General features: G+C 64.7%; 23 protein-coding genes. 14 read left to right on the forward strand and 9 right to left on the reverse strand.

What is annotated here, in order from left to right; translation table 11 throughout:
- Positions 1-33 precede the first annotated feature (33 nt).
- The 3 genes from BM059_RS22800 to BM059_RS22810 form a co-directional block, all read right to left on the reverse strand.
- On the reverse strand, positions 34-621 hold the full coding sequence (locus BM059_RS22800) for an LON peptidase substrate-binding domain-containing protein (protein WP_074941463.1): 588 nt from the start codon (positions 619-621) through the stop codon (positions 34-36).
- 64 nt (positions 622-685) lie between these two features.
- Positions 686-1,402: an LrgB family protein gene (locus BM059_RS22805; protein ID WP_074941464.1), complete on the reverse strand. Its 717-nt coding sequence runs from the start codon at positions 1,400-1,402 to the stop codon at positions 686-688.
- Positions 1,399-1,758, reverse strand: a complete 360-nt coding sequence (locus tag BM059_RS22810) for a CidA/LrgA family protein (RefSeq protein WP_036998282.1) — start codon at positions 1,756-1,758, stop codon at positions 1,399-1,401. Before BM059_RS22810 ends, BM059_RS22805 begins: the two co-directional genes overlap by 4 nt.
- 255 nt (positions 1,759-2,013) lie before the next feature.
- Here BM059_RS22810 and BM059_RS22815 point away from each other — a divergent pair, with 255 nt between their 5' ends.
- The 5 genes from BM059_RS22815 (at position 2,014) to BM059_RS22835 (ending at position 5,993) form a co-directional block, all read left to right on the forward strand.
- Positions 2,014-2,469, forward strand: a complete 456-nt coding sequence (locus tag BM059_RS22815; protein ID WP_036998283.1) for a MaoC family dehydratase — start codon at positions 2,014-2,016, stop codon at positions 2,467-2,469.
- Between the two features lie 148 nt (positions 2,470-2,617).
- The gene (locus BM059_RS22820; protein WP_074941465.1) at positions 2,618-4,342 is read left to right on the forward strand and encodes a C13 family peptidase; all 1,725 of its coding nucleotides are present in this window, start codon (positions 2,618-2,620) and stop codon (positions 4,340-4,342) included.
- A gap of 30 nt (positions 4,343-4,372) precedes the next feature.
- Positions 4,373-5,014 (forward strand): oxidoreductase, encoded by a 642-nt coding sequence (locus BM059_RS22825; protein WP_074941466.1) that lies wholly within the window; start codon positions 4,373-4,375, stop codon positions 5,012-5,014.
- Positions 5,015-5,030: 16 nt separating this feature from the next.
- A complete protein-coding gene (locus tag BM059_RS22830) occupies positions 5,031-5,372 on the forward strand; it encodes a DUF5629 family protein (RefSeq protein ID WP_074941467.1) in 342 nt (113 codons plus the stop codon).
- Between the two features lie 3 nt (positions 5,373-5,375).
- Positions 5,376-5,993 carry a class I SAM-dependent methyltransferase gene (locus BM059_RS22835; protein WP_074941468.1) on the forward strand — a complete coding sequence of 206 codons (618 nt, stop codon included), beginning with the start codon at positions 5,376-5,378 and terminating at the stop codon, positions 5,991-5,993.
- A gap of 118 nt (positions 5,994-6,111) precedes the next feature.
- On the opposite strand, the gene BM059_RS22840 is transcribed toward BM059_RS22835, so the two are convergent.
- Positions 6,112-6,744 carry a response regulator transcription factor gene (locus tag BM059_RS22840; protein WP_074941469.1) on the reverse strand — a complete coding sequence of 211 codons (633 nt, stop codon included), beginning with the start codon at positions 6,742-6,744 and terminating at the stop codon, positions 6,112-6,114.
- A 117-nt stretch (positions 6,745-6,861) separates the two neighbouring features.
- Positions 6,862-8,796, reverse strand: a complete 1,935-nt coding sequence (locus BM059_RS22845; protein WP_083413317.1) for a PAS domain-containing sensor histidine kinase — start codon at positions 8,794-8,796, stop codon at positions 6,862-6,864.
- 141 nt (positions 8,797-8,937) lie between these two features.
- On the opposite strand from BM059_RS22845, the gene BM059_RS22850 reads away from it, so the two are divergent.
- The 6 genes from BM059_RS22850 to BM059_RS22875 all read left to right on the forward strand — a co-directional run bounded on the left by BM059_RS22850 (position 8,938) and on the right by BM059_RS22875 (position 16,939).
- Positions 8,938-10,557, forward strand: coding sequence for an acyl-CoA synthetase (locus tag BM059_RS22850; protein WP_074941470.1), 1,620 nt, complete (start codon positions 8,938-8,940; stop codon positions 10,555-10,557).
- 176 nt (positions 10,558-10,733) lie between these two features.
- Complete coding sequence (locus tag BM059_RS22855) at positions 10,734-12,107, forward strand: solute carrier family 23 protein (RefSeq protein WP_074941471.1); 1,374 nt, start codon at positions 10,734-10,736, stop codon at positions 12,105-12,107.
- A 204-nt stretch (positions 12,108-12,311) separates the two neighbouring features.
- A complete protein-coding gene (locus BM059_RS22860) occupies positions 12,312-14,084 on the forward strand; it encodes an acyl-CoA dehydrogenase C-terminal domain-containing protein (RefSeq protein ID WP_074941472.1) in 1,773 nt (590 codons plus the stop codon).
- Positions 14,085-14,215: 131 nt separating this feature from the next.
- Positions 14,216-15,394 carry an acetyl-CoA C-acetyltransferase gene (locus BM059_RS22865; RefSeq protein ID WP_074941473.1) on the forward strand — a complete coding sequence of 393 codons (1,179 nt, stop codon included), beginning with the start codon at positions 14,216-14,218 and terminating at the stop codon, positions 15,392-15,394.
- A gap of 38 nt (positions 15,395-15,432) precedes the next feature.
- Positions 15,433-16,299 carry an MBL fold metallo-hydrolase gene (locus tag BM059_RS22870; protein ID WP_074941474.1) on the forward strand — a complete coding sequence of 289 codons (867 nt, stop codon included), beginning with the start codon at positions 15,433-15,435 and terminating at the stop codon, positions 16,297-16,299.
- 160 nt (positions 16,300-16,459) lie between these two features.
- The gene (locus BM059_RS22875) at positions 16,460-16,939 is read left to right on the forward strand and encodes a YbaK/EbsC family protein (RefSeq protein ID WP_074941475.1); all 480 of its coding nucleotides are present in this window, start codon (positions 16,460-16,462) and stop codon (positions 16,937-16,939) included.
- A gap of 152 nt (positions 16,940-17,091) precedes the next feature.
- Here the strand turns inward: BM059_RS22875 and BM059_RS22880 are convergent, their stop codons facing one another.
- From BM059_RS22880 to mpl, 3 genes are all read right to left on the reverse strand, one after another.
- Positions 17,092-17,388, reverse strand: coding sequence for a YceK/YidQ family lipoprotein (locus BM059_RS22880; RefSeq protein WP_074941476.1), 297 nt, complete (start codon positions 17,386-17,388; stop codon positions 17,092-17,094).
- Positions 17,381-18,010 carry a flavin prenyltransferase UbiX gene (ubiX, locus tag BM059_RS22885; RefSeq protein WP_003463066.1) on the reverse strand — a complete coding sequence of 210 codons (630 nt, stop codon included), beginning with the start codon at positions 18,008-18,010 and terminating at the stop codon, positions 17,381-17,383. The genes BM059_RS22880 and ubiX overlap by 8 nt, the downstream gene beginning before the upstream one ends.
- Positions 18,011-18,119: 109 nt before the next feature.
- Positions 18,120-19,472, reverse strand: a complete 1,353-nt coding sequence (gene mpl, locus BM059_RS22890; RefSeq protein WP_074941477.1) for a UDP-N-acetylmuramate:L-alanyl-gamma-D-glutamyl-meso-diaminopimelate ligase — start codon at positions 19,470-19,472, stop codon at positions 18,120-18,122.
- Positions 19,473-19,720: 248 nt separating this feature from the next.
- Here mpl and BM059_RS22895 point away from each other — a divergent pair, with 248 nt between their 5' ends.
- The gene (locus tag BM059_RS22895) at positions 19,721-20,176 is read left to right on the forward strand and encodes a GNAT family N-acetyltransferase (protein WP_036998299.1); all 456 of its coding nucleotides are present in this window, start codon (positions 19,721-19,723) and stop codon (positions 20,174-20,176) included.
- 27 nt (positions 20,177-20,203) lie between these two features.
- Here BM059_RS22895 and BM059_RS22900 read toward each other — a convergent pair whose 3' ends face one another.
- Complete coding sequence (locus BM059_RS22900) at positions 20,204-21,787, reverse strand: serine/threonine-protein kinase (protein WP_074941478.1); 1,584 nt, start codon at positions 21,785-21,787, stop codon at positions 20,204-20,206.
- 114 nt (positions 21,788-21,901) lie between these two features.
- Between BM059_RS22900 and BM059_RS22905 the strand changes: the two genes are divergently transcribed.
- Positions 21,902-22,729: a M90 family metallopeptidase gene (locus BM059_RS22905; protein ID WP_074941479.1), complete on the forward strand. Its 828-nt coding sequence runs from the start codon at positions 21,902-21,904 to the stop codon at positions 22,727-22,729.
- A gap of 78 nt (positions 22,730-22,807) precedes the next feature.
- On the forward strand, positions 22,808-23,335 hold the full coding sequence (gene ppa, locus BM059_RS22910; RefSeq protein WP_036998302.1) for an inorganic diphosphatase: 528 nt from the start codon (positions 22,808-22,810) through the stop codon (positions 23,333-23,335).
- Positions 23,336-23,505: the final 170 nt, after the last annotated feature.

Consider the following 23,505-nt stretch of genomic DNA (forward strand, 5'->3'; position numbering starts at 1 on the left):
GTCGCCCAGGCATTTCTGTGCGCACGGCGCACCCTAGGAGGCGTCGCCCTGTAGCTGTTCCACCATGGCCTGCAACTGGCTCAGACGCTGCTCGGGATCATCCAGCTGCAGCAACTGCAGCTTCTGCCCCGGCTCCAGCGGCAGCAGATAGGCGAGCTGATTGGCCAACTGCAGTTGGCCATTGGGCAACCCGGCCATGCCCAGTCCCTCGACCAAGGGATGCTGGGCCAAGGCCGAGAGCAGCGCCGCCAGATCGGCATGCTCGCCGAGCAATGGGCGCTCTTCATGGTCTTCCAGCCACTGCACATCGGCGATGGTCAGCTGGTCCGGCAGCACCCGGGCACGCTCCACCTTGAAGCGACGGCCACCCTCCACGCGAATCCCCAGCAAGCCGTTGGGGCGCTGCTGGAAGTCACGTACCAGCGCCTCGCAGCCAATGGCCGCAAAATGGCTGGCAGCCTCGCCCACTTCCTCGCCCTCGACGATGCACACCACCCCGAAACCACTGCCCTGCTTCATGCAGCGGCTGATCATGTCCAAGTAGCGCGCTTCGAATATCTGCAAGTCGAGCACGCAGCCGGGGAACAGTACGGTGTTGAGCGGAAACAGCGGGAGATTCATGGTTTCAGGGCCTGCTATCAATCAATGCAATGTGCCAGGTCATCAGAGATCGTCGGGCAGGCTCTCACCGCAACAGGGCAATCGCCAGAGGCAACAACACGGCGGTGATCACCCCCATCAGGCTCATCGCCAAGGCCGCGAAGGCGCCGCACTCGTCACTCTCCTGCAGGGCACGCGCCGTGCCCACGGCATGCGCGGTGATGCCCAGCGCCATGCCTTGCGCTGCCGGATGATGAACCCGGCACAGCCGCAGGATGGACGGCCCGACGATAGCGCCGATGACTCCGGTGATCATCACGAACACCGCCGCCAGCGCCGCGATACCGCCGATCTGATCGGCCACAAGCATGGCGATCGGCGAGGTCACCGACTTGGGCGCCATGCTCATCAGCATGATGTGCTCGGCACCGAACAACCAGGCCAGCCCCGCGCCGAGCACGGTGGCGAAGGTGCCGGCAACCAGCAAGGTCAAGATGATCGGCCAGAACAGCTGGCGAATCCGCCGCAGGTTGAGATACAGCGGCACAGCCAGGGCCACGGTGGCTGGGCCGAGCAGCAGAGTCAGTGCCGCAACGCTGTTGCGGTACTCGGCGAAGCCCAGGCCGCAGAGCAGCAGGATGCCGATCACCGTGAGCATCGATACCAGTACCGGCTGCAGGAACACCCAACGAGTGCGCTCGTAAGCGGCCATGGCCAACTGATAAGCGCCCAGGGTAATGCCGATGCCGAACAGCGGATGATGGGTCAGCGCCTGCCAGGCGCCCTGCCAATCGGGCGTCATACGTCCTCCCGGCGCTGCTGGCGCTCGATCAGTTTCTGCATCAGCCAGCCGGCGAAGGCCAGCGAGATCAGCAACGACAGCAGCAATGCACCGACCACGGCCCAGAAGTCAGCAGCGATGTCGCCGGCATAGGCCATTACGCCCACGGCGGGCGGCACCAGAATCAGCGGCAGGTACTTGAGCAGGCTGCTGGAGGCGACGCTCAGCGGCTCGCCCACCTCACCACGCAGCATGAGAAAGACGAACAGCAGCAGCATGCCGATGATCGGACCAGGCAGCATCGGTAGCAGCAGCACGTTGAGAACGGTACCCAGCAACTGGCACAGCACCAGCCAGGAGAGGCCGCGAAGCAGCATGTTTGAGGTCTCCAAAAAGCGAGCGATGACCGTGATCGCCGCTCATAAGAGGGGATTCCGGGCATCTGTTGAGGCATGTCGGCCATTATAGGCGCGATGCCCCCTCGCTGGCCCCTGTATTGCTTCGTCGGATTGGCCTATGCCGCGTCATTCATTACGCCAAGGCAGGCTTGACCCGCTGTCGCCCCCATGATGATCTAGGCCGCAACGGTTTCACGCACACAAGAAAAACACCCGCGTCCTCAAGGAGGAACTATGCCGTTAGTACCCGTAGCAGAGCTCAAGGACTATGTTGGCAAGGAACTCGGCAAGTCCGAGTGGCTGAGCATCGACCAGGAGCGCATCAACCAGTTCGCCGAGTGCACCGGCGACCACCAGTTCATCCACGTCGACCCGGAAAAGGCCAAGCTGACGCCCTTCGGTACCACCATCGCCCACGGTTTCCTGTCACTGTCGCTGGTGCCGATGCTGATGGAAAAGATCATGATCATGCCGCAGGGCCTGAAGATGGCGGTGAACTACGGCCTCGACAGCGTGCGTTTCATCCAACCGGTCAAGGTCAACTCCAAGGTACGCCTAGTGGTGACGCTGACCGACGCCACCGAGAAGAACCCCGGCCAGTGGCTGCTCAAGGCACGCGCCGTGCTGGAGATCGAAGGCCAGGAGAAACCGGCCTATATCGCCGAACCGCTGACCCTCTGCTTCGTCTGACCCTTCGCGGGTATCTCCAGCCGCTCCTGCTTCCCGCACCATACGCCGAAGCAGGAGTGCTCTCGCATCCGCAACGAGTGCGGCTATGCAGCGCAAGCCTGCGGGCTTGCGGCATACTGCGTGCAAAGCACCGACCTGGACGTCCGTCATGAATCCCCTTGCCTTGCGTTTGCTGCCGCTGTGCCTGTCCCTGCTGATCGCCGGTTGCGATGAAGCGCGCCCGCTGCTGCCGGCCAATGCCACCCTCCCCGATGGCGGCCAGTACCGTGGCGAGATCGTCGACGGCCTGTTGCAGGGCCCAGGGCGCCTGGACTACCGCAATGGCAGCTGGTTCGTCGGCCAGTTCAAGGACGGCATGCTCGAAGGCAGCGGCGAGTGGCAGGGGCCCGGTGGCGAGCACTACCTGGGCGAGTTCCACGAAGGCATGTTCCATGGCCAGGGCACTCTGACCTACAGTGACGGCAGCCGCTACCAGGGCGGCTTCGAGCGCAACCGTTTCAGTGGCGAAGGCCTGCTCGAACAGGGCGGCCAGCGCTACCAGGGCGAATTTATCAACGACCGCTTCCATGGCCTGGGCAAACTGGAGATGGCCGATGGCAGCAGCTTCCAGGGCCAGTTCGTCGACGGTCAACTGCAAGGCCAGGGCGTGCGCAGCGACGCCTATGGCAACCAGTACAGCGGCGTGTTCGCCGAAGGGCTGCTCAGCGGCCAGGGCAGCTATCGCAATGCCGAGGGCGACAACTACAGCGGCGGCTTCAAAAACGACGAATTTCACGGCAAGGGCCGCTACCAGAGTGCCGGCGGCGAGCTCTGGGCCGGCGAGTTCGTGGAAGGCGTGCTGCAGGGCCCCGGCGAGTACACCGATGGCGACGGTACTCGCTACCTCGGCGAGTTCGCCGACTGGCAGTACGAAGGCGAAGGCCTGCTCACCCTCCCCGACGGCAGTGCCTACCGAGGGCATTTCTCGGGCGGCGAATACAGTGGTGCGGGCACCCTGACCCTGGCCGATGGCAGCCGCCAGGCCGGCACCTGGCAAAGCGGCCGCCTGGTACGCGACGAAAATGGCCAGCTCCTGCCGGACAGCCTCGAGCTGGGCCTACTGCAACAAGGGCACCTGCTCGACCAAGCCATCGCCGCCATCCCTGCCTCGACACCGGCACGCGAGCTGTATGCGCTGACCTTGGCCGGCGACGGCAAGCAAAGTGTGTTCATGCGCGAGGCCGACTACGTCAGCCGGCTGATGCGCGAGCGCTTCGGTGCCTATGGCGGCATCAGCCTGGTCAACCATCGCGACCATCTCGCCGACCGCCCGCTGGCCACCCGCGAGAACCTCACTCGCGCCGTCCAGGCTCTGGCTGAACGCAGCGGCGAGGAAGATCTGATCTTCATCTACCTGACCAGCCACGGCTCGCGCCGCCATGAACTGAACCTCGACCAGCCGCGCCTGCAGCTGGCAGACCTGCCAGCCAGCGAGCTGGCCGCCCTGCTCGCACCGCTCAAGCAGCGCAACAAGGTGGTGGTGATCTCCGCCTGCTATTCCGGTGGTTTCATCCCGCCGCTGAAAGACGAAAAGACCCTGGTGATGACCGCCGCACGCGCCGACAGGGTGTCCTTCGGCTGCAGCGAGGAAAACGACTTCACCTATTTCGGCCGCGCCCTGTTCGCCGAGGCACTGGGCGAAACCGACAACCTCGAACGGGCCTTCGAACTGGCCAAGGAACGTGTCGCCGAGCGTGAGCAGAGCGACGGCTTCGAACCTTCCGAACCGCAGATCTGGGCGCCTCGTGGCGTACTCCAGCACTGGCGCGAACTGCGCCAAAGCCAGGCCGAGCGTGCGCTCGGTGCCGTGGCCAGCGGTCCGGCAAAGGACTAAGCTCACCTGTAACGGACAAGAGACAACCGAATGTACCTGACCCCACAGCACATCCTTATCGCCGGCGCCACCGGGCTTACCGGTGAACACCTGCTCGACCGCCTGCTCAGCGAGCCGACGGTCGCCCGCGTGCTGGCACCTACCCGCCGCCCCCTGGCCGCACACCCACATCTGGAAAACCCGGTAGGCGACCTGCAGACCCTGCTGCCGCAGCTATCTGGCCAGGTCGACACCGCCTTCTGCTGCCTGGGCAGCACCATCAAACAGGCCGGCTCGCAAGAAGCCTTCCGCGCTGTCGACCATGACCTGGTACTGGCCTTCGCCCGCCGTGCTCGCGAGCTCGGCGCACGACACTTGGTGGTGATCAGCGCCCTGGGCGCCAACCCCAACGCGTCGGTGTTCTACAACCGCGTCAAGGGTGAGACCGAGGAAGCGTTGAAAGCCATGGACTGGCCGCAACTGACCATCGCCCGCCCATCGCTGCTGCTCGGTGCGCGCCATGAGTTTCGTCTCGGCGAGCGCCTGGCAGCGCCGCTGCTGCGCTGGTTGCCGGGCAAGTACCGTGGCATCGACGCCTGCGCCCTGGCCCGTGCCCTGTGGCGTCTGGCGCTGGAGGAGGAAGACGGTGTGCGCGTGATAGAGTCTGCCGACCTGCGCCGCCTGGGGCGCTGATGCCGTGGATGATGCGATGAAACCGACAAGCCTGATCGAGGCCCTGCAAGACGCCGAAATGCTCGAGATCGACGGCCTGTATGCCTGGCAGTTCGACCTCGACACCGAACTGCTGGCGCAGATCAGCGCCGGCACGGCTGGCAGCGACAGCGCTGCCAAACCGCTGTTGCAGGTGCACTGCATCGATGGCCGCGAACGGCGTCTGTGGAAGTTTTCCCTGGCTGCGGTGCAGGCCGCACGCCACAGCGAAGCGGACGACAACTGGCTGATCGAGGGTAACGATGCCAGCCACACGCTCAAGTGCTTCGCCGCCTACCGTGGCGACAACGATGACGACGAAGCGGCAGACGAAGCCTGAACCATGGGTCTCTATGACCGCCACGTCCTGCCACATCTGATCGATTTCGCCTGCGGCATGGGCGCGGTCATGAAAGCCCGTTCGCAGATCGTGCCGCTGGCCAAGGGCCGCGTGCTGGAGATCGGCATCGGCAGCGGCCTCAACCTGAGCTTCTATGATCCACAGCGGGTCGCGGTGGTCGTTGGCGTCGACCCGTCCGCCGCCATGCAGCGCCTGGCCCGCGAACGCGCCTCACGCTGCCAGGTGCCGGTGCCGGTGGAAATGATCGCCCTGGAGCTGGGCCAGATTCAGGCCGAGGACGCCAGCTTCGACGACATTGTCTGCACCTTCACCCTGTGCACCATCCCCGATGCAGTCGCCGCCCTGCATGAGATGCGCCGCGTGCTCAAACCCGGCGGACGCCTGCTGTTCTGCGAACACGGTCTGGCGCCCGACTTACCGGTGGTACGTTGGCAACGTCGCCTCACCCCGCTATGGAAACCGCTGGCTGGCGGCTGCCACCTGGACCGCGACATACCCGCACTGATTGCTGCCGGCGGCTTTCATGTTCGTCAGTTGGAAACCGGCTACCTCAAAGGCCCAAGGCCGATGACTCACGTCTATCGCGGTTGGGCCGACTGATCGCCCTTCGCCGGAACCAATTTAAGGTGCGCCATGCGCACCGAGACGATAAACGGCGCTCCCAGTACATCAGGCAGCCCCGGTGCCCGTGGCGCACCCTACGGGCGTGACGTAGCGCTTACGCGCCGGAGCGGAACGCCAGCGGGTCGACAAGACCCGCGGCAATGACCATCCCCACCAGTTCCGGCAGGCTCTCGGCCTGCATGCGCTTCATCACCCGTGAGCGATAGAGATCGACGGTCTTCACGCTGATATCGAGCTGCTCGGCGACCTCACGGTTGGTGTGGCCGCGCACCAATGGCAACAGCACGTCACGCTCGCGTGGGGTGAGTTGATCGAGCCGTGCCTGTACGTCGGCCAAACGCGGATCCTGCCTGGCTGCAGGCGCACGACGCTCCAGCGCCTGCTGCACGCTGTCGAGCAGCAGTTGCTCGTTGTAGGGCTTCTCGATGAAGTCCACCGCGCCGGCCTTGAATGCACGTACCACGATGGGCACGTCGGCATGACCGCTGACGAAGATTATCGGCAGGTCGATAGCGCGCGCGCGCATCTCTTCCTGCACGTTCAGCCCGCCCATTCCCGGCATGCGCACATCGAGCAGTACGCAGGCATTGGCGGTCGCATCGCAGGCCTCGAGAAAGGCGCGACCACTGGTGAACGGCACGCCTTTCAGGCCCACCGACTCCAGCAGCCAGAGCGTCGAGTCGAGCATGCCCTGGTCGTCATCGACCACATAAACCAGTTGTTGCATCTGCGTGCAGCTCCTCTTGTTGTTATGCGTCTCATCGCTCGCGGCTACGACTGCATGGATGCAGGATGCCCGAGCCGAAAGCCCCTTCCACAGCTTGCATGCTCCGTGGGAGGGGCTTCAGCCGCGACAACTCGACAACGAATCGTCATCTCTGCCCAGCGGCAAACGGCACTCCAGGCACAAACCGCCACCTTCGGCCGGAAACGCCTCCAATGCGCCACCAAAGCCTTCGATGATGCTGCGGCTCATGGACAGACCAAGCCCCAGGCCATCGGCCTTGCTGGTGTAGAACGGGGTGAACAGTTTGCCCATCTGCTCGTCGCTGACGCCCGGCCCCTGGTCAATCACCCGGATCGCCAGGCTGCCACCGCCCTCGCCGGCCTCCAGGCGTATCTGCGACGCACTGCCCGGATGCTGATCACGGTTCGCCTCGATAGCGTTGCGCAGCAGGTTCAGCAGCACCTGTTCGAGCAACACACGGTCGGCGAATACCGGCGGCAGATTGTCCGGCAAGACGTCGCTGACCGCCACCTGAGCCGCACCCGCCTCCCAGTTGCACAGGCGCACGGCCTCGCGTGCCACCTCGGCCAGGTTCAATGCCTGCATGCGCCGCTGCCCCTTGCGCAGGAAAGCACGCAGACGCTTGATCACCACCGAGGCGTGATTGGCATGCTCGGTGATACGCGCCAGCCCCTGGGCCACCTTGTCCACACCCACCGGATCGCCACCGACGCCTTGCAGATAGCGCTGGCTGGCGCTGGCGTAGTTGACCACCGCCGCCAACGGCTGGTTGATCTCATGGGCGATGCCGGAGGCAAGCTCGCCCAGGGTGATCAGCCGCGTGGTATGGGCCAGCTCGTCCTCCAGGCGGCGCTTGTTCTCCTCTGCATGGATGCGCGCGGTAATGTCGCGCGAGACGCTGACCACTTCCACCACCGCGCCGGTGTAGGTCTCGCGAATGGCGCGGCTGGCGGTCTCGAACCACAGGTAGTGACCATCGCGGTGGCGAATGCGATAGGTCATGGTGTGGTAGCCATCCTGCTCCAGCGCCTCACGGGCCTGCCGCGCCTGCTGGGCCTGATCCAGAGGGTGCAACAGGCTGTCGACGCTGCGCCCACGCAACTCCTCCGGCCAGTAGCCGAGCAGCGTCCAGCTGGCCGGCGAGGCGTCGAGGAAGACCCCGTCCGGGGTGTGGCGGGAAATCAGGTCCGTGGTGTTTTCGGTGATCAGACGGTACAAGCGTCGCGCCCGAGCAGCTTCGCGCTGCTCGCGAATTTCCTGGGTCGCCTCGCGACAGCGCGCCAGCACAAGGCGCTCAGCAAGGTCGGGGATGAAACTCCAGATCAGGATGCGTTCGCCGTCTTGCGCCTCCACCGCCTCGATGGCGCGGCCCTGCTCCAGGCAGGCGCGTACCAGCGGCAGATGGTTGACCGGCAGCAGCTCGCCCACCTGCGCCAGCGCGCGTTCGCCGAGCAGCCCCTGCAGCGCCTGGTTGAACTCCAGCGCCCGCGCCTGTTCATCGAGCAGCAAAGCCGGCTGCGGATCGGCCGACAACAGCGGCGCACTGCGAGCCATGCCACCAGCCAGCGCGACCAGTTGCGCTAGCAGCTCGCGCAGCCAGGGTAGCCATTCCAGGCCGGCGTTCTCGTCGACCTGGAGCAACAGCAGACCAGCACCGCCCGGCTCCAGGCTCAGCGCCAACGCCTGACCGTGGTGAATCGCGGCGCGGCGCAGTCGCCCGGCCAGCCAGCAGGGCAGTTGACGCACTGCTTCCAGGCTCAGGCAGGGCTGTGTAGTCAACGCCTCGAACAAAGCCTGATCGCTGGCGGCCAGAGGATCGCCCTGCCCCGGCGGCAAGCGTGGCCCGCCATCGTCCTGGGCATAGGTACGGCTGGCCGGCTGCCAGGTCAGGTACCAGGCCTGGCGTACCTGTGGGCAGCCCAGCACGGCACGGCGCAAAGCCGCCGCCCGCTCGTTGAGGGATGGGGCTTCGCGCTGGATACGTAGCCAGGCCTGTAGCGGCACTGCCGCCTGATCACTGGAAAAACTCATATAGTAATTATTCTATAAAACCTTGGTACAACTTCCATATTTATTAGAAATGACCTATAAATTACCGCCAGCAAACTTCGGTAATGCCTGCATCATTACCGGAATAACCAGAGCTAACAATCAGCCAAAGGTGTATCCGCCATGTCGATCTACGAGCAGGGCCTCGGCCGCGCCGCCGTCAACCATGTCGCCCTCAGCCCCCTGAGCTTCATCGAACGCACGGCGGCGGTGTACCCGCACTACCCAGCGGTGGTGCATGGCTCGATTCGTCGCGACTGGGCCGAAACCTACGCACGCTGCCGGCGCCTGGCCTCGGCGCTGGCCGGGCGCGGCATTGGCCAGGGCGATACGGTGGCAGTGATGCTGCCGAACATTCCGGCGATGCTCGAAGCGCATTTCGGCGTGCCGATGATCGGCGCGGTGCTCAACACCCTCAACGTACGCCTGGACGCCGAAGCCATCGCCTTCATGCTGCAGCATGGCGAAGCCAAGGTGGTGATCGCCGACCGCGAGTTCTTCGACGTGGTGCACGCCGCCATCGGCATGCTCGACCATCCGCCGCTGGTGATCGATGTCGACGACCCCGAGTACGGCGAAGGCCAGGCGGTCAGCGACCTGGACTACGAGGCCTTCCTCGCCGAGGGCGACCCCGAGTTCGCCTGGCAGTGGCCGACGGACGAGTGGCAGGCGATCAGCCTCAACTACACCTCCGGCACCACCGGCAACCCCAAGGGCGTGGTCTATCACCACCGCGGTGCCTTCCTCAACGCCATGGGCAACCAGATGACCTGGAACATGGGCAACCATCCGGTCTACCTGTGGACCCTGCCGATGTTCCACTGCAACGGCTGGTGCTACCCCTGGACGATCACCGCCCTGGCGGGCGTGCACGTGTTCCTGCGCCGCGTCGACCCGGCGAAGATCCTCACCCTGATCCGCGACGAGCAGGTCTCCCACCTGTGCGGCGCGCCCATCGTGCTCAATGCCCTGGTGAACATGCCGGACGAGGCCAAGGCGGCCATCGATCATCCGGTCAAGGCCATGGTCGCCGGCGCTGCGCCACCCGCGAAGGTGATCGGTGCGGTGGAGGAAATGGGCATCGCCGTGACCCACGTCTACGGCCTCACCGAGGTCTATGGCCCGGTGACCCTGTGCGCCTGGCACGCGGAATGGGACGAACTGCCGCTGGAAGAGCGCGCCACCATCAAGGCGCGCCAGGGCGTGCGTTACCCGACTCTGGAAGGGGTGATGGTCGCCGACCCGAAAACCCTGGAACCGGTGCCGCGTGATGGCCAGACCATCGGCGAGATCTTCATGCGCGGCAACACCGTGATGAAGGGTTACCTGAAGAACCCCAGCGCCACCGCCGAGGCCTTCGAGGGTGGCTGGTTCCACACCGGCGACCTGGGCGTGTGCCACGCCGACGGCTACGTGGAAATCCGCGACCGGCTCAAGGACATCATCATCTCCGGCGGCGAGAACATTTCCACCATCGAGGTCGAGGGCGTGCTCTATCGCCACCCGGCGGTGCTGGAGGCGGCTGTGGTCGCCCGTCCGGACGAGAAATGGGGCGAGACGCCCTGCGCCTTCATCACCCTGAAGACCGGCCAGCAGGTCAACGACAGCGACATCATGACCTTCTGTCGCGAACACCTGGCCAGCTTCAAGGTGCCCAAGACCGTGGTCTTCACCCAGTTGCCCAAGACCAGCACCGGTAAGATCCAGAAGTTCGTCCTGCGCGATATGGCCAAGACGCTGTAGAGGCGCCCTCTCCCCCGGCCCCCGCTCCGCGCCCCAGCCCTTCGCAGAGCTCAGGGCGCTGCAGCGGGCGAAGCGGTGCTTCGCTGAATCCGCTTACGCCCCGCAAGCGGGAGAGGGGTGAATGAACCGTTTTCACAACAACAAGAACCGGCCCAGGCGGCCGACGGAGAACCCTCATGCAAATTTTCAAGCGCCGTGACGGCGACGAACAACCGCACTGGCCTCTGGGCCCGTTCAAGGTGCGCCTGCCCTTCGTGCATTACCGCTGGGAAACTGCCGAGATGCTGCAGGCGCTGATCATGTTCGTGGTCAGCCTGGCGATGATCCCACTGCTGGAGAAATACCTCGGCCTGCCCTACGACGTGGCCCTGGCCTACGTGGTGGTATGCGGCATCGGCTTCATGCTGCCGGCGCTGCTCGGAGTGCCTTTCGTACCCGGCTGGATCACCCCCGGCATCCCGGTGGTGCTGCTGTTTCTCGGCAATTTCGAACCCGGCCCGCAAGCCATCCAGGCGCTGTTCGCCCTGCAGTTCCTGGTATTCGTGATTTTCCTCGTGCTCGGCGTCACACGTCTGGGCAGCGCCCTGGTGCGGCTGATCCCCAACTCGATGAAGGGCGGCATCATCATCGGTGCCGGCATCGCCGCACTGATGGGCGAGATCAGCGCCGGCGGCCGCCTGGCCAACACGCCGATCTCCCTGGTGCTGGGCAGCCTGATCTGCCTGTACCTGATGTTCTCGGTGTCCTTCAAGGGCCTGACCGAGCGCGTGCCCTTCGCCCGCAAGATCGTCAACTACGGCATGGTGCCAGGCATGCTGATCGCCATCTTCATCGGTATCGGCGTGGGCGAGTACAAGATGCCGGACGTGAAGTGGGGCATCACCGCGCCGGCCTTCGGCGAGATGTGGAACTACCTGCCATTCAATGTCGGTTTCCCTGGCCTCGACGTGTTCCTGCTGGCCGTGCCCACGGCGGTGATCGCCTATGTGATCGCCTTCGGCGACATCATCGTCGGCCAGTCACTGATGCAGCGCGCCGATGAACTGCGTACCGACGAGGTGATCGAAAACAACGTCGACCGCGTACACCTGGTGACCGCCATCCGCAACGCCCTGCATGCCTTCTTCGCGCCCTACCCGGGCCTGGCCGGTCCGCTGTGGACAGCGGTGGCGGCTACCATGGCCGAGCGCTACAAGTACGGGCGCAAAGCGATGGACTCGATCTACAGCGGCGCCGGCACCTTCTGGATCACCGGCTTCGCCGCGCTGTTCATGCTGCCGCTGGTGAGTTTCTTCCAGCCGGTGCTGCCGATCGCCCTGTCGCTGACGCTGATCCTCACCGGCTATATCTGCCTGATGGTCGGCTTCGAGCAACTCAACAACAACACCGAGCGCGGCATCGCCGGCACCATGGGTGTGGTGCTCGCCGTCTACGGCGCTGGCTGGGGCCTGGCTGCGGGTGCAGCGCTGTACATCCTGGTCGAACGTACCCATCTGCTTAAATTCACCAGCGTCAAGGATAAGCCGCACAGTCCGGCGGAAGCCGACTGACAGGCCGTTGAAAAACTACCTGCGTTGCCATTGCTGCGTTAAAAACAGACTCAAAATGCTCATTTACAGCTCGTAAACTCCTCTTTTTCGCCTGTTTTTGCCTGGCACTGGCTGCCTCGCCTACGTTTTTCAACGGCCTGCTAACGTTTTTTCGTTCCACACGCGCCGCGCTCGTCGCGGCGCCACTGCTGTCGAGGTTGCACCATGCCCGAATTCAACGCCCCGCTGCGCGATATGCGCTTCGTCCTCCATGAAGTGTTCCTGGCGCCGAGCCTGTGGGCACGTCTGCCGGCCCTGGCGGAAACCGTCGACGCCGACACCGCCGATGCCATCCTCGAAGAAGCGGCCAAGGTCACCGGCGGCCTGATCGCACCGCTCAACCGCAGCGGCGACGAGGAAGGCGCGCAGTGGGTCGACGGCGACGTGCGCACCCCGGCTGGTTTCCGCGAGGCCTACGCCACCTACACCGAAGGCGGCTGGGTCGGCCTCTCCGGCAACCCGAGTTACGGCGGCATGGGCATGCCCAAGATGCTCGCCGTGGCCTTCGAGGAAATGCTCTACGCCGCCGGCTCCAGCTTCGCGCTGTATTCGGCGCTGAGTTCCGGCGCCTGCCTGGCCATCGACGCCCACGCCAGCGAAGAGTTGAAAACCACCTATCTGCCGCCGATGTACGAGGGCCGCTGGGCCGGCTCCATGTGCCTGACCGAGGCCCATGCCGGCACCGACCTGGGCATCATCAGAACCAAGGCAGAGCCGCAGGCCGATGGCAGCTACAGGATCACCGGCAGCAAAATTTTCATTACCGGCGGCGAGCAGGATCTGACCGAGAACATCATCCATCTGGTGTTGGCCAAGCTACCGGACGCACCGGCCGGGCCGAAGGGCATCTCGCTGTTCCTGGTGCCCAAGGTAATGGTCAACGCCGATGGCAGCCTCGGCGCGCGCAATGCGGTGAGCTGCGGCTCGATCGAGCACAAGATGGGCATCAAGGCCTCGGCCACCTGCGTGATGAACTTCGACGGCGCCACCGGCTACCTGATCGGCGAAGTCAACAAGGGCCTGGCGGCGATGTTCACCATGATGAACTACGAACGCCTGTCCATCGGCATCCAGGGCATCGGCTGCGCCGAGGCGTCCTACCAGTCAGCAGTAGCCTATGCCCGCGAACGTATCCAGAGCCGCGCCGCCACTGGCCCGGTCAATCAGGACAAGCTCGCCGACCCGATCATCGTGCATGCCGACGTGCGCCGCATGCTGCTGACCATGAAGGCACTGAACGAAGGTGGCCGTGCTTTCGCCTGCTACGTTGGCCAGCAACTCGACCTGGCCAAGTACACCGAGGACGCCAGTGAACGGCAGAACGCCGAGGCGCTGGTCGCCCTGCTCACCCCGGTGGCCAAGGCCTTTTTCACCGACACCGGTCTGGAAAGCTGCGTGCACGGCCAGCAGGTGTTCGGCGGCCATGGCTACATTCGCGAGTGGGGCCAGGAGCAGCTGGTGCGTGACGTGCGCATCGCGCAGATCTACGAGGGCACCAACGGCATCCAGGCGCTCGATCTGCTCGGGCGCAAGGTAGTGGCCAACGGCGGCGCTGCGCTGCGTCTGTTCGCCAGCGAAGTGCGCGACTTCGCCCACGCAAACGAATCGCCTTTCGGCGAGCGCCTGATCGAAGCGCTGGAACGCCTGGAGGCGGTCAGTGGCTGGCTGCTGGAGCAGGCCAAGGCCGACCCGAACTCGGTCGGTGCCGCCTCGGTGGAGTACCTGCACCTGTTCGGCTACGTCGCCTACGCCTACATGTGGGCACGCATGGCCGCCGTGGCGCAGAGCAAGCGCAGTGAGGACCAAGCCTTCTACGGCGGCAAGCTGGCCACTGCAGAGTTCTTCTTCGCTCGCCTGCTGCCGCGCACCCTGAGCCTGGAAGCGAGCATTCGGGGTGGTAGCTCATCGCTGTACGGGCTGGCCGCCGAGCAGTTCTAAATGTAGGGCGGGTGAACCCCGCCAACGCCAAGCCGGAGGCCCAACAAGGTTGAGCGTGTTGCGCGGCGCTTCGGCGGCGCGCTTTTTTATTCGAGCTTCGGCTGGCCCTGCCCAGCCGACGAGGAGTCCTTATGCGTGAAGTCGTGATAGTCGCCGCCTGCCGTACTGCCATCGGCAGCTTCCAGGGTGCGTTGAGCCGTATCCCCGCCCCGCAACTGGGCGCCGCGGTGATCCGCGAATTGCTCGCCCGCACGGCAGTCGAGGGCGAACAGATCGACGAAGTGATATTCGGTCAGGTGCTCACCGCAGGCAGCGGGCAGAACCCGGCCCGGCAGAGCGTGCTGCTAGCCGGCCTGCCACATACGGTGCCAGCCATGACCCTGAACAAGGTCTGCGGCTCCGGTCTCAAGGCGGTGATCCTCGGTGCCCAGGCCATTCGTGGTGGCGATGCCGAGATCATCATCGCTGGCGGCCAGGAGACCATGAGTCTGGCGCCCTACGTCATGCCCGGCGCACGCAGTGGCCTGCGCATGGGCCATGCGCAACTGGTCGACAGCATGATCCAGGACGGCCTGTGGGACGCTTTCAACAACTACCACATGGGCATCACCGCCGAGAACCTGGCCGAGCAGTACGGCGTCACGCGCGCCGAGCAGGATGCCTTCGCCCTGCGCTCGCAGCAGCGCGCCCAGACGGCCATCGAGTCCGGCCGCTTTGCCGGCGAAATCGTCCCTGTGGAAATTCCCCAGCGCGGCGCCGCACCGCTGCGTTTCGCTGAGGATGAACAGCCGCGCGCCGGCACCAGCCTGGACAGCCTCGGTAAGCTGCGCCCGGCGTTCAAGAGCGACGGCACGGTGACCGCCGGTAACGCCTCTACGCTCAACGATGGTGCCGCCGCCGTCATGCTGATGAGTGCCGAAAAAGCCGCCGAACTGCAACTGCCGGTGCTGGCCCGTATCGCCGCCCACGCCAGTGCCGGAGTCGACCCAGCCGTGATGGGTATCGGTCCGGTATTCGCCAGCTGCAAGGCGCTGGAGCGCGCCGGCTGGAGCCTGGAGCAGCTCGACCTGATCGAGGCCAACGAAGCCTTCGCCGCCCAGGCCATCGCCGTCGGCCGCGAGTTGCATTGGGACAGCGCCAAGGTCAACGTCAACGGTGGCGCCATTGCCCTCGGCCACCCCATTGGTGCCTCCGGCTGCCGCATTCTGGTCAGCCTGATCCATGAGATGCAGCGCCGCGATGCCCGCCGTGGGCTGGCGACCCTGTGCATCGGCGGTGGCCAGGGTGTGGCTCTGGCCATAGAACGCTGAAACAATCACCACGAACGGACAAGAACAAGAGAAGCCCCATGCGAACCCTGACCACCCTGACCGGCAACAGCCAGAAACTCGATGGCGGCGCCATGTTCGGTAACGCGCCCAAGGCCCTCTGGCAGCGCTGGATGTCGGCCGACGAACTGAACCGTATCGACCTCGGTTGCCGCGCCCTGCTGGTGCAGGAGGACGAGCGCAACATCCTGGTCGAAACCGGCATCGGCGCCTTCTTCAGTCCAGAGCTCAAGCAGCGCTTCGGCGTGCAGGAAGATCGCCACGTGCTGCTCGACAGCCTCGCCGCCGCGGGCCTGAGCGATGCCGATATCGATATAGTGGTGCTCACCCACTTGCACTTCGACCATGCTGGCGGTCTGCTTGCCGCCTGGCAGGAGGGCCAGCCTCCACGCCTGCTGTTCCCCAATGCACGATTCATCACGGGGCGCAGACAATGGCAGCGCGCACGCCAGCCACACGCTCGCGACCGCGCTTCCTACATCCCGGAAATGCTCGACCTGCTGGAAAACAGCGGCCGCCTGCTGCTGATCGACGAAACTGACCACTGCGACCAGCTCGGCCCCGACTGGCGCCTGCACTGGAGCGACGGCCACACGCCCGGCCAACTGCTACCGGAAGTGGCCATGCCGGGCGGGCCGGTGGTATTTCCCGGTGACCTGATCCCTGGCGCGCCCTGGGTGCACCTGCCAATCACCATGGGTTACGACCGCTTCCCCGAAGGCCTGATCGAGGAGAAGGAAGCGCTACTCAGCGATCTGTTTGCCCGAGGTGGCCGGCTGGTGTTCACCCATGACCCGGACGTAGCCATGGGCCGGGTAACGCGAGATGAAAAAGGTCGCTACGGGCTCGATGAGGCAGCGAAAACAACACATCTGCTGGCAACCTGACGCCATCAGGCCTTGACGTGCTGGTCATGCAGCGCGAGCATGGCCGCTTGTTTTTCGCCGTGCTCACGACCACGCCAGCGCCATGAAGGCGCTGCGCCAGACCAGCACCAGACTGGCCGCCGCGTCGTGTTTCACCTCGACAGCCCTGGGGAACCGCTTCATGAGCCTGGCCTCTGTACGCGCCTTCTTCGCCGCCAAGGCGCCCGACATCGCGATCATCGAGCTGCAGTCCAGCACCGCCACCGTGGCGCTGGCTGCCGAGGCGCATGGCGTATCGCCGGGACAGATCGCCAAGACCCTGGCCTTTCGCATCGCCGAACGCGACGTACTGATCGTCGCCCGCGGCGACGCGCGCATCGACAACCGCAAGATGAAGGAATGCTTCGGCGCCAAGTCGCGCATGCTCGATGCGCAAACGGTGATCGAGCTGACCAGCCACCCAGTGGGCGGCGTCTGCCCATTCGGCCTAGCTACACCGCTCAGCGTCTACTGCGACCGCTCGCTGCTGGCCTTCGACGAGGTGCTGCCAGCTGCCGGTGCTACTCACAGCGCCGTGCGCATCACCCCGCAGCGCATGGCCGAACTGGTGGATGCCGAGTGGATAGACGTGTGCCAGGAAGTGGAAACCGAACCCTGCTGAACGGCGTCACGTACATGTAGGGTGCGCCGCGCGCACCGGGCTTTCCCGGATGACATCCCAGCCGACAACCTTAGGGCGCACCACTGCAGCCGAGATTCGGTGCGCACAGCGCACCCTACGAAATCATGGCACCATCGCGGATTGCATCCGGCCTACAACCCGCCGCTGACACCCAGGCTCACCCCCAGCGCGGCGGCCAGGGAAAAGGGTAATAGCAGAGTATCGAGCAGCGCACTGGCCGGCAGGTCCAGCCCCGCATAACGAGGCGCCTCGGCACCGAAACGATCCAGCGGGCAGCAGCCGCCATTGATCGCATACCAATCCAGTCGCGTGCCGGCATAGACCACCGGCGCACCAGGCTTGGCCGCATCCAGCGTGCGCACGGTGGCACAGCCGCTCAGGCTCAGCAGCGCCACGGCGCATAAGAGCAGGCGCACGCTGCTAGTCATCCGACACCAAATGATGCTCGCCCCAACGCGGCAGCATGTCCTGGGGGATATTCAGGCAATTGAGGATACGCGCGACGACGAAATCCACCAGGTCATCCAGCGTCTGCGGCTGGTGATAGAAGCCAGGAGAGGCCGGCAGGATGGTCACGCCGAGGTTGGACAGTTTGAGCATGTTCTCCAGATGGATGCTCGAATACGGCGCCTCACGCGGCACCAGAATCAGCTGGCGGCGCTCCTTCAGCGCCACGTCGGCGGCGCGTTCGATCAGGTTGTTGCAGGCCCCCGCAGCGATCGCCGACAAGGTGCCGGTGCTGCACGGTACCACCACCATCGCGGTTGGCGCACCAGAGCCGGAGGCCGCCGGGGCCATCCAGTCTTCCTTGCCATAGACGCGGATCTGCCCAGGCGCCGCGCCGGTGTATTCGGTGAGGAACTGGGCCATGGACTGCGGTTTGGCCGGTAGCGCCACGTCGGTCTCGGTGGCCATCACCAATTGCGCAGCCTTGGAGATCAGGAAGTGCACCTCGCGATCTTCCTGCACCAGGCAGTCGAGCAGACGCAGGCCGTACTGAGCGCCGGAGGCGCCGGTCATGGCCAAGGTAATTCGTTCGGGGCCGCTCATGGATGCTCCGTAGGGCGGGTGCAACCCGCCGGTTCTTGATCTGTGGCGGGTTCCACCCGCCCTAATGCTAATCTGCGCTCGCGACGCTTTGAGCGCGAATTTCGGCTCTTTATGAAAGGGCCTTGGCCAGCTTGCCATGCAGGCCGCCGAAGCCGCCGTTGCTCATGATCACTACCTGGGTACCAGGCCGCACCAGCGCCTTGACGCCGTCGATGATCGACTCCAGCGAATCGCACACCTGGGTCGGGTTGCTCGCCCCGGCGACGGTGGCAGCCAGGTCCCAGCCCAGATTCGGTGGTGCATACCAGAACACCGCATCGGCCTGTTCGGCGGACTCGGCCAGGCCGTCGCGATGGGCGCCGAGCTTCATCGAGTTGGAGCGCGGCTCGATCACTGCGATCACCTGGGTACCGTCGCCGACGCGCTTGCGCAGGCCATCCAGGGTGGTGGCAATGGCGGTCGGGTGGTGAGCGAAGTCGTCGAATACGGTCACACCCGCCACCTCGGCGACCTTCTCCATACGCCGCTTGGCGTTGATGAACTGGCCCAGCGCCTCGATGCCCAGCGCCGGTACCACGCCAACATGGCGCGCCGCGGCGAGCACGGCCAGGGCGTTGGCGACGTTGTGCTGGCCGGTCAGGTTCCACGCCACGGTGCCCTCGACCTTGCCGTCGAAGCTCACCTCGAAGCGCGAGCCATCCGCGCTGAGCAGACGCGCCTGCCACTGGCCACCCTCACCGGTGGTCTGCACCGGCGTCCAGCAGCCCATCTGGATCACCCGCGCCAGCGCCGTTTCACTGGCCGGATGAATGACCAGGCCTTCGCTGGGAATGATGCGCACCAGATGGTGGAACTGCCGCTCGATGGCTGCCAGGTCCGGGAAGATGTCCGCGTGGTCGAACTCCAGATTGTTGAGGATGGCCGTACGCGGGCGGTAGTGGACGAACTTGCTGCGCTTGTCGAAGAAAGCGCTGTCGTATTCGTCGGCCTCGACCACGAAGAACGGCGTGTCGCCCAGGCGTGCGGAGATGCCAAAGTTCTGCGGCACACCGCCGATCAAAAAGCCCGGGCTCATGCCGGCATGCTCCAGCACCCAGGCCAGCATGCTCGAACTGCTGGTCTTGCCATGGGTGCCGGCCACCGCCATCACCCAGCGACCCTGCAGCACGTGGTCGGCCAGCCACTGCGGGCCGGACACATAGGGCAGGCCCTTGTTCAACACGTATTCCACCGCCGGGTTGCCACGGCTCATGGCATTACCCACCACCACCAGATCGGGCGCCGGCTGCAGGTGCGCCGGGTCAAAGCCCTGCATCAACTCGATGCCCTGGGCTTCCAACTGAGTGCTCATGGGCGGGTAAACATTGGCGTCGGAGCCGGTGACGCGATGGCCGAGCTCTTTAGCCAGCACCGCGAGCGAACCCATGAAGGTGCCGCAGATGCCGAGAATATGAATGTGCATGAATGACCTCTGAACAAGCCCAATAACCGGGCGTGAAGCGATGGCGGCAGGTTAGCACAGCGCCCGCCAGGCGACTGCTGCGCTCAGTTCAGACAGGTGGACGAATGCCAAGTTGCTCGGCCACGATAAAATCAAACGCTTGCTTGGATTGCGCTTTCAACTGGCTTTGAGGCAGCATCGGCTGACCCGCTGGCACAACAGCTGCATCGCCACTCCTGCCCCACTACAGAGAGAAGCCGAGGCCCACCATGCGCATAGTCCAAGCCACCCTGGAGCACCTGGACCTGTTGACCCCGCTGTTCGTCAAATACCGTGAGTTCTACAACGAACTGCCCTACCCCGAGTCGTCACGCAAATTCCTCGAGAAGCGCCTGCGCCGCAAGGAGTCGGTGATCTACCTGGCCCTGGCCGACGACGAAGACAAGCTGCTCGGCTTCTGCCAGCTCTACCCCAGCTACTCCTCGCTGTCGCTCAAGCGCGTGTGGATTCTCAACGACATCTATGTGGCCGAAGATGCTCGCCGCCAACTGGTGGCTGATCGCCTGCTACACACCGCCAAGCAGATGGCCAAGGAAACCAACGCCGTGCGCATGCGCGTAGCCACCAGTCGCGATAACGAGGTGGCACAGAAGGTCTACGAGTCCATCGGCTTCGTCGAGGACGAGCAGTTCAAGAACTACGTACTGCCCATCAACTCCGACTGATCGATCGGCCGACACGGCGGTTGCCCGTCAGCCGCCAAGACTGAGCAGCAGCCCCAGCAGTAGCGGCAGCGTGACCAGCCCCAGCGCAGCCAAGCGTGCCGACCGCAAGGGTGCGCGTAGCAGCGCCTGGCTGCGACGAGCCTGCAAGGGTTGCTGCAAGGCCAGCTGAAACTCCGACAATGCCTCGAAGCGCGCCTGCGGTTGCGGCGCCAGGGCACGGGCGAGCACACCGTCCCAACCTTGCGGCACATGCACGGCAAAGGTCGCCAGCGGCACATAGCAGTGGCCAGGGCCGACATCGCTACGTGCCGCCTCCGGCCATTGCCCACACATCAGCCAGTAGAGCAGCGCCGCCAGGGCGAACTGGTCGGCACGACCATCAAGCGCACGGCCGCTGCGCAGCTCCGGAGCCAAAGGCACCGCCTGCTCAGGCAGAGGCTGGCGCGCCACACCGGGCAGGATGGCGACTGCACCAGGCAGCAACAGTACCCGTCCGTCGTCACCGAGCAGAATCTGCCTGGGACTCAGCCACAGGCCCTGCATGCCGCGGCGCTGCAGCGAGCGCACGGCGGCAATCAGTTGCGTCATTATCCCCATCAGCGTCGGTGTGTCGGGCACACCGTAGGCGGCCACCCAATCGAACAGATTGCGCATGCCGCGGGGTGGTTTGGCCAGTACCAGGTAGGCATGACTGCGTGTCTGCCGCGGCGACAGCACCTGTGGCAGGGCCTTCTGCGGGCTGCGGCGCAAGGCCCACTCGCGCTGCCAGAAGGCCTCGTCGGCATCCGCCTCGGAGAACCAGAGCACTGCCTCGCACCCGGCCTCATCACGCCCGACAAACATCCGCCCAGGCGGGCCGTAAGCGCATTCGCGCAAGAGCGTCCAGCCATCGACTAGCTGGCCACTGACGACCGGCGTCAGTGCCGAGCGTAGCGGGCTGGGTAACGCGGGCGTATGACACCGGTGCTCACATACTCGCAGCAGCACCCCGGCCCCGGGCGCCTGCAAAAGTGGCTGCACCAGCTCGCCCAGTGGTATATCCACCTGGCTGCACAGCGTGCGCAGCTCGCTGACATCGAGCAAGGGCTGCGGCGCCAGCAGCAAATGCTCGCCACGGCTTGGCAGTAGGCTGTGCTGGACCAGCGCCAGCTCAGCCTGGGTGCCGAGAGCCTGACCTTCACGCCCCGTCAGGATGTGCAAGGCGCCTTCCTCCGCCCGCGCCAGGCCAACGCTGCCCGCCTGCAGAAATTGCAGTTCATCGCCCTGGATCAGCAGCACACCGGCGTGCAATTCGGCGACATCCTGTCCCGACTGCTGGCGACGAAACAGCTGCAGATTCAACGCTGCCAGCACCTGCCGTGCCGCCTGGGTTTCGCTCCAGCCCTGCGGTGTGCAGCGAAAGTCGGCGAACAGCGCGTCAAGGTAAAGCTCCAGACTTTGCACCACATCAGGGCAGTGGCGCGCCCAAAGCAACACCACCAGCAGCAACGGCGGACGCTGCTGGCGACCGGCCAACCACATCGCCCGAGCCCGTGCAGCCTGGTGCGGCAAGTCCAGTCCGACGCCGGACGCCAGGCTGATTCCGGGATGTTCCAGCAGTTGCAGCGCCATGCTCAGCCCTCCTGCTGCAGCGAAGCTGTAAACACCACTGCAGCCTTTGTGCCGACTTGTCGCGAGCGTCTGACGCCCTTATGGTTGCCGGGTCCTCCCAACGAGCCCGCATGCATGTGGTCCTTCAAGGCCTGGCGCCGTCGTCGCACCCTCGAAAACAACCCTGTCGATCCCGCCCACTGGGCCGAGGTACGCAGGCGCCTGCCCATTCTCGATGGCTTCACCGAACGCGAAGAGCAGCAACTGCGCGAGCGCGCTGTGCTGTTTCTGCATGAAAAGCACCTGACCGCCCTGCCCGGCCTCGAACTCGGTCCGGTCGAGCGATTGTTGCTGGCGGCCCAGGCACAATTGCCCCTGCTGCACCTGGGCGATCTGGATTGGTATCAGGGTTTTCACGAGATCGTTCTCTATCCGGATGACTTTCTCAGCCCGCAGCGCCATCGCGACGCCAGTGGCATCGAACACGAATGGGACGACGCCCGCAGCGGCGAAGCCTGGCAACAAGGTCCAGTGATCCTTGCCTGGCCGGGCGTCGAAGCCAGCGGCGGCTGGGAGGGCTACAACCTGGTGATCCATGAACTGGCGCACAAGCTGGACATGCTCGAAGGCGGCGCCAATGGCCTGCCGCCGCTGCACCGCGATATGCGCGTGCAGGACTGGGCCAGCGCCATGCAGAGCGCCTATGACGCGCTGAACGCCGAGCTGGACGCCAATCCCGAGGCCGAAACGGCTATCGACCCCTACGCCTCCGAAGACCCCGCCGAGTTCTTCGCGGTCACCAGCGAATACTTCTTCAGCGCACCGGACCTGCTGGCTGAAGCCTTTCCCGAGGTCTACCGGCAGCTGGCGCAGTTCTACCGCCAGGACAGCCTGGCGCGATTGCAGCGTCTGCAGGCGGAACACCCCGACTACAGGGCGGTCGAAAACGCGACCAATGGCTGAGTAGGCCGCCGTAGTAACGCATTGCGATTACGCCTATAATGCGCCCCACTTTTTTGGCCCTCCCTGGGAGTTTCCCCCATGAGCTACAGCAAGATCCCGGCTGGTAAAGACCTGCCGAACGACATCTACGTTGCCATCGAAATCCCGGCCAACCATGCGCCGATCAAATACGAAATCGACCACGACACCGATTGCCTGATGGTCGATCGTTTCATGGCCACCCCGATGTTCTACCCGGCCAACTACGGTTTCATCCCGCACACCCTGGCTGACGATGGCGACCCCCTCGACGTGCTGGTCGTGACGCCTTATCCGGTCGCGCCGGGTTCGGTGATCCGCGCCCGTCCGGTCGGCGTACTGCACATGAGCGACGAAGCCGGCGGCGACGCCAAGCTGGTTGCGGTTCCGCACGACAAACTGACCGTTCTGTACAAGGACGTTCAGGAATACACCGACCTGCCCGCGCTGCTGATTGAGCAGATCAAGCACTTCTTCGAGAACTACAAGGATCTGGAGAAGGGCAAGTGGGTCAAGGTAGAAGGCTGGGGCGGCGCTGAAGAAGCCCGCGGCCTGATTCATAAGGCAGTCGCGGCTTACCAAAAATAAGCCCTGACCACCTCCTAAAAGCCGGCCACAAGCCGGCTTTTTTATTGCCCGAAGAAATCCAGCAAGATCTCACACGCTAGAATTCACAAGGCCTGCAGCGTACCATCCCTCCCATAACGTCCGATGAGAATCCACTGAATCCCACATAAAGGTGTGGGTCAGAGTGTGGG

Origin of the sequence: Ectopseudomonas composti (assembly GCF_900115475.1) — a bacterium.
GTDB classification, from domain to species: Bacteria; Pseudomonadota; Gammaproteobacteria; order Pseudomonadales; family Pseudomonadaceae; genus Aquipseudomonas; species Aquipseudomonas composti.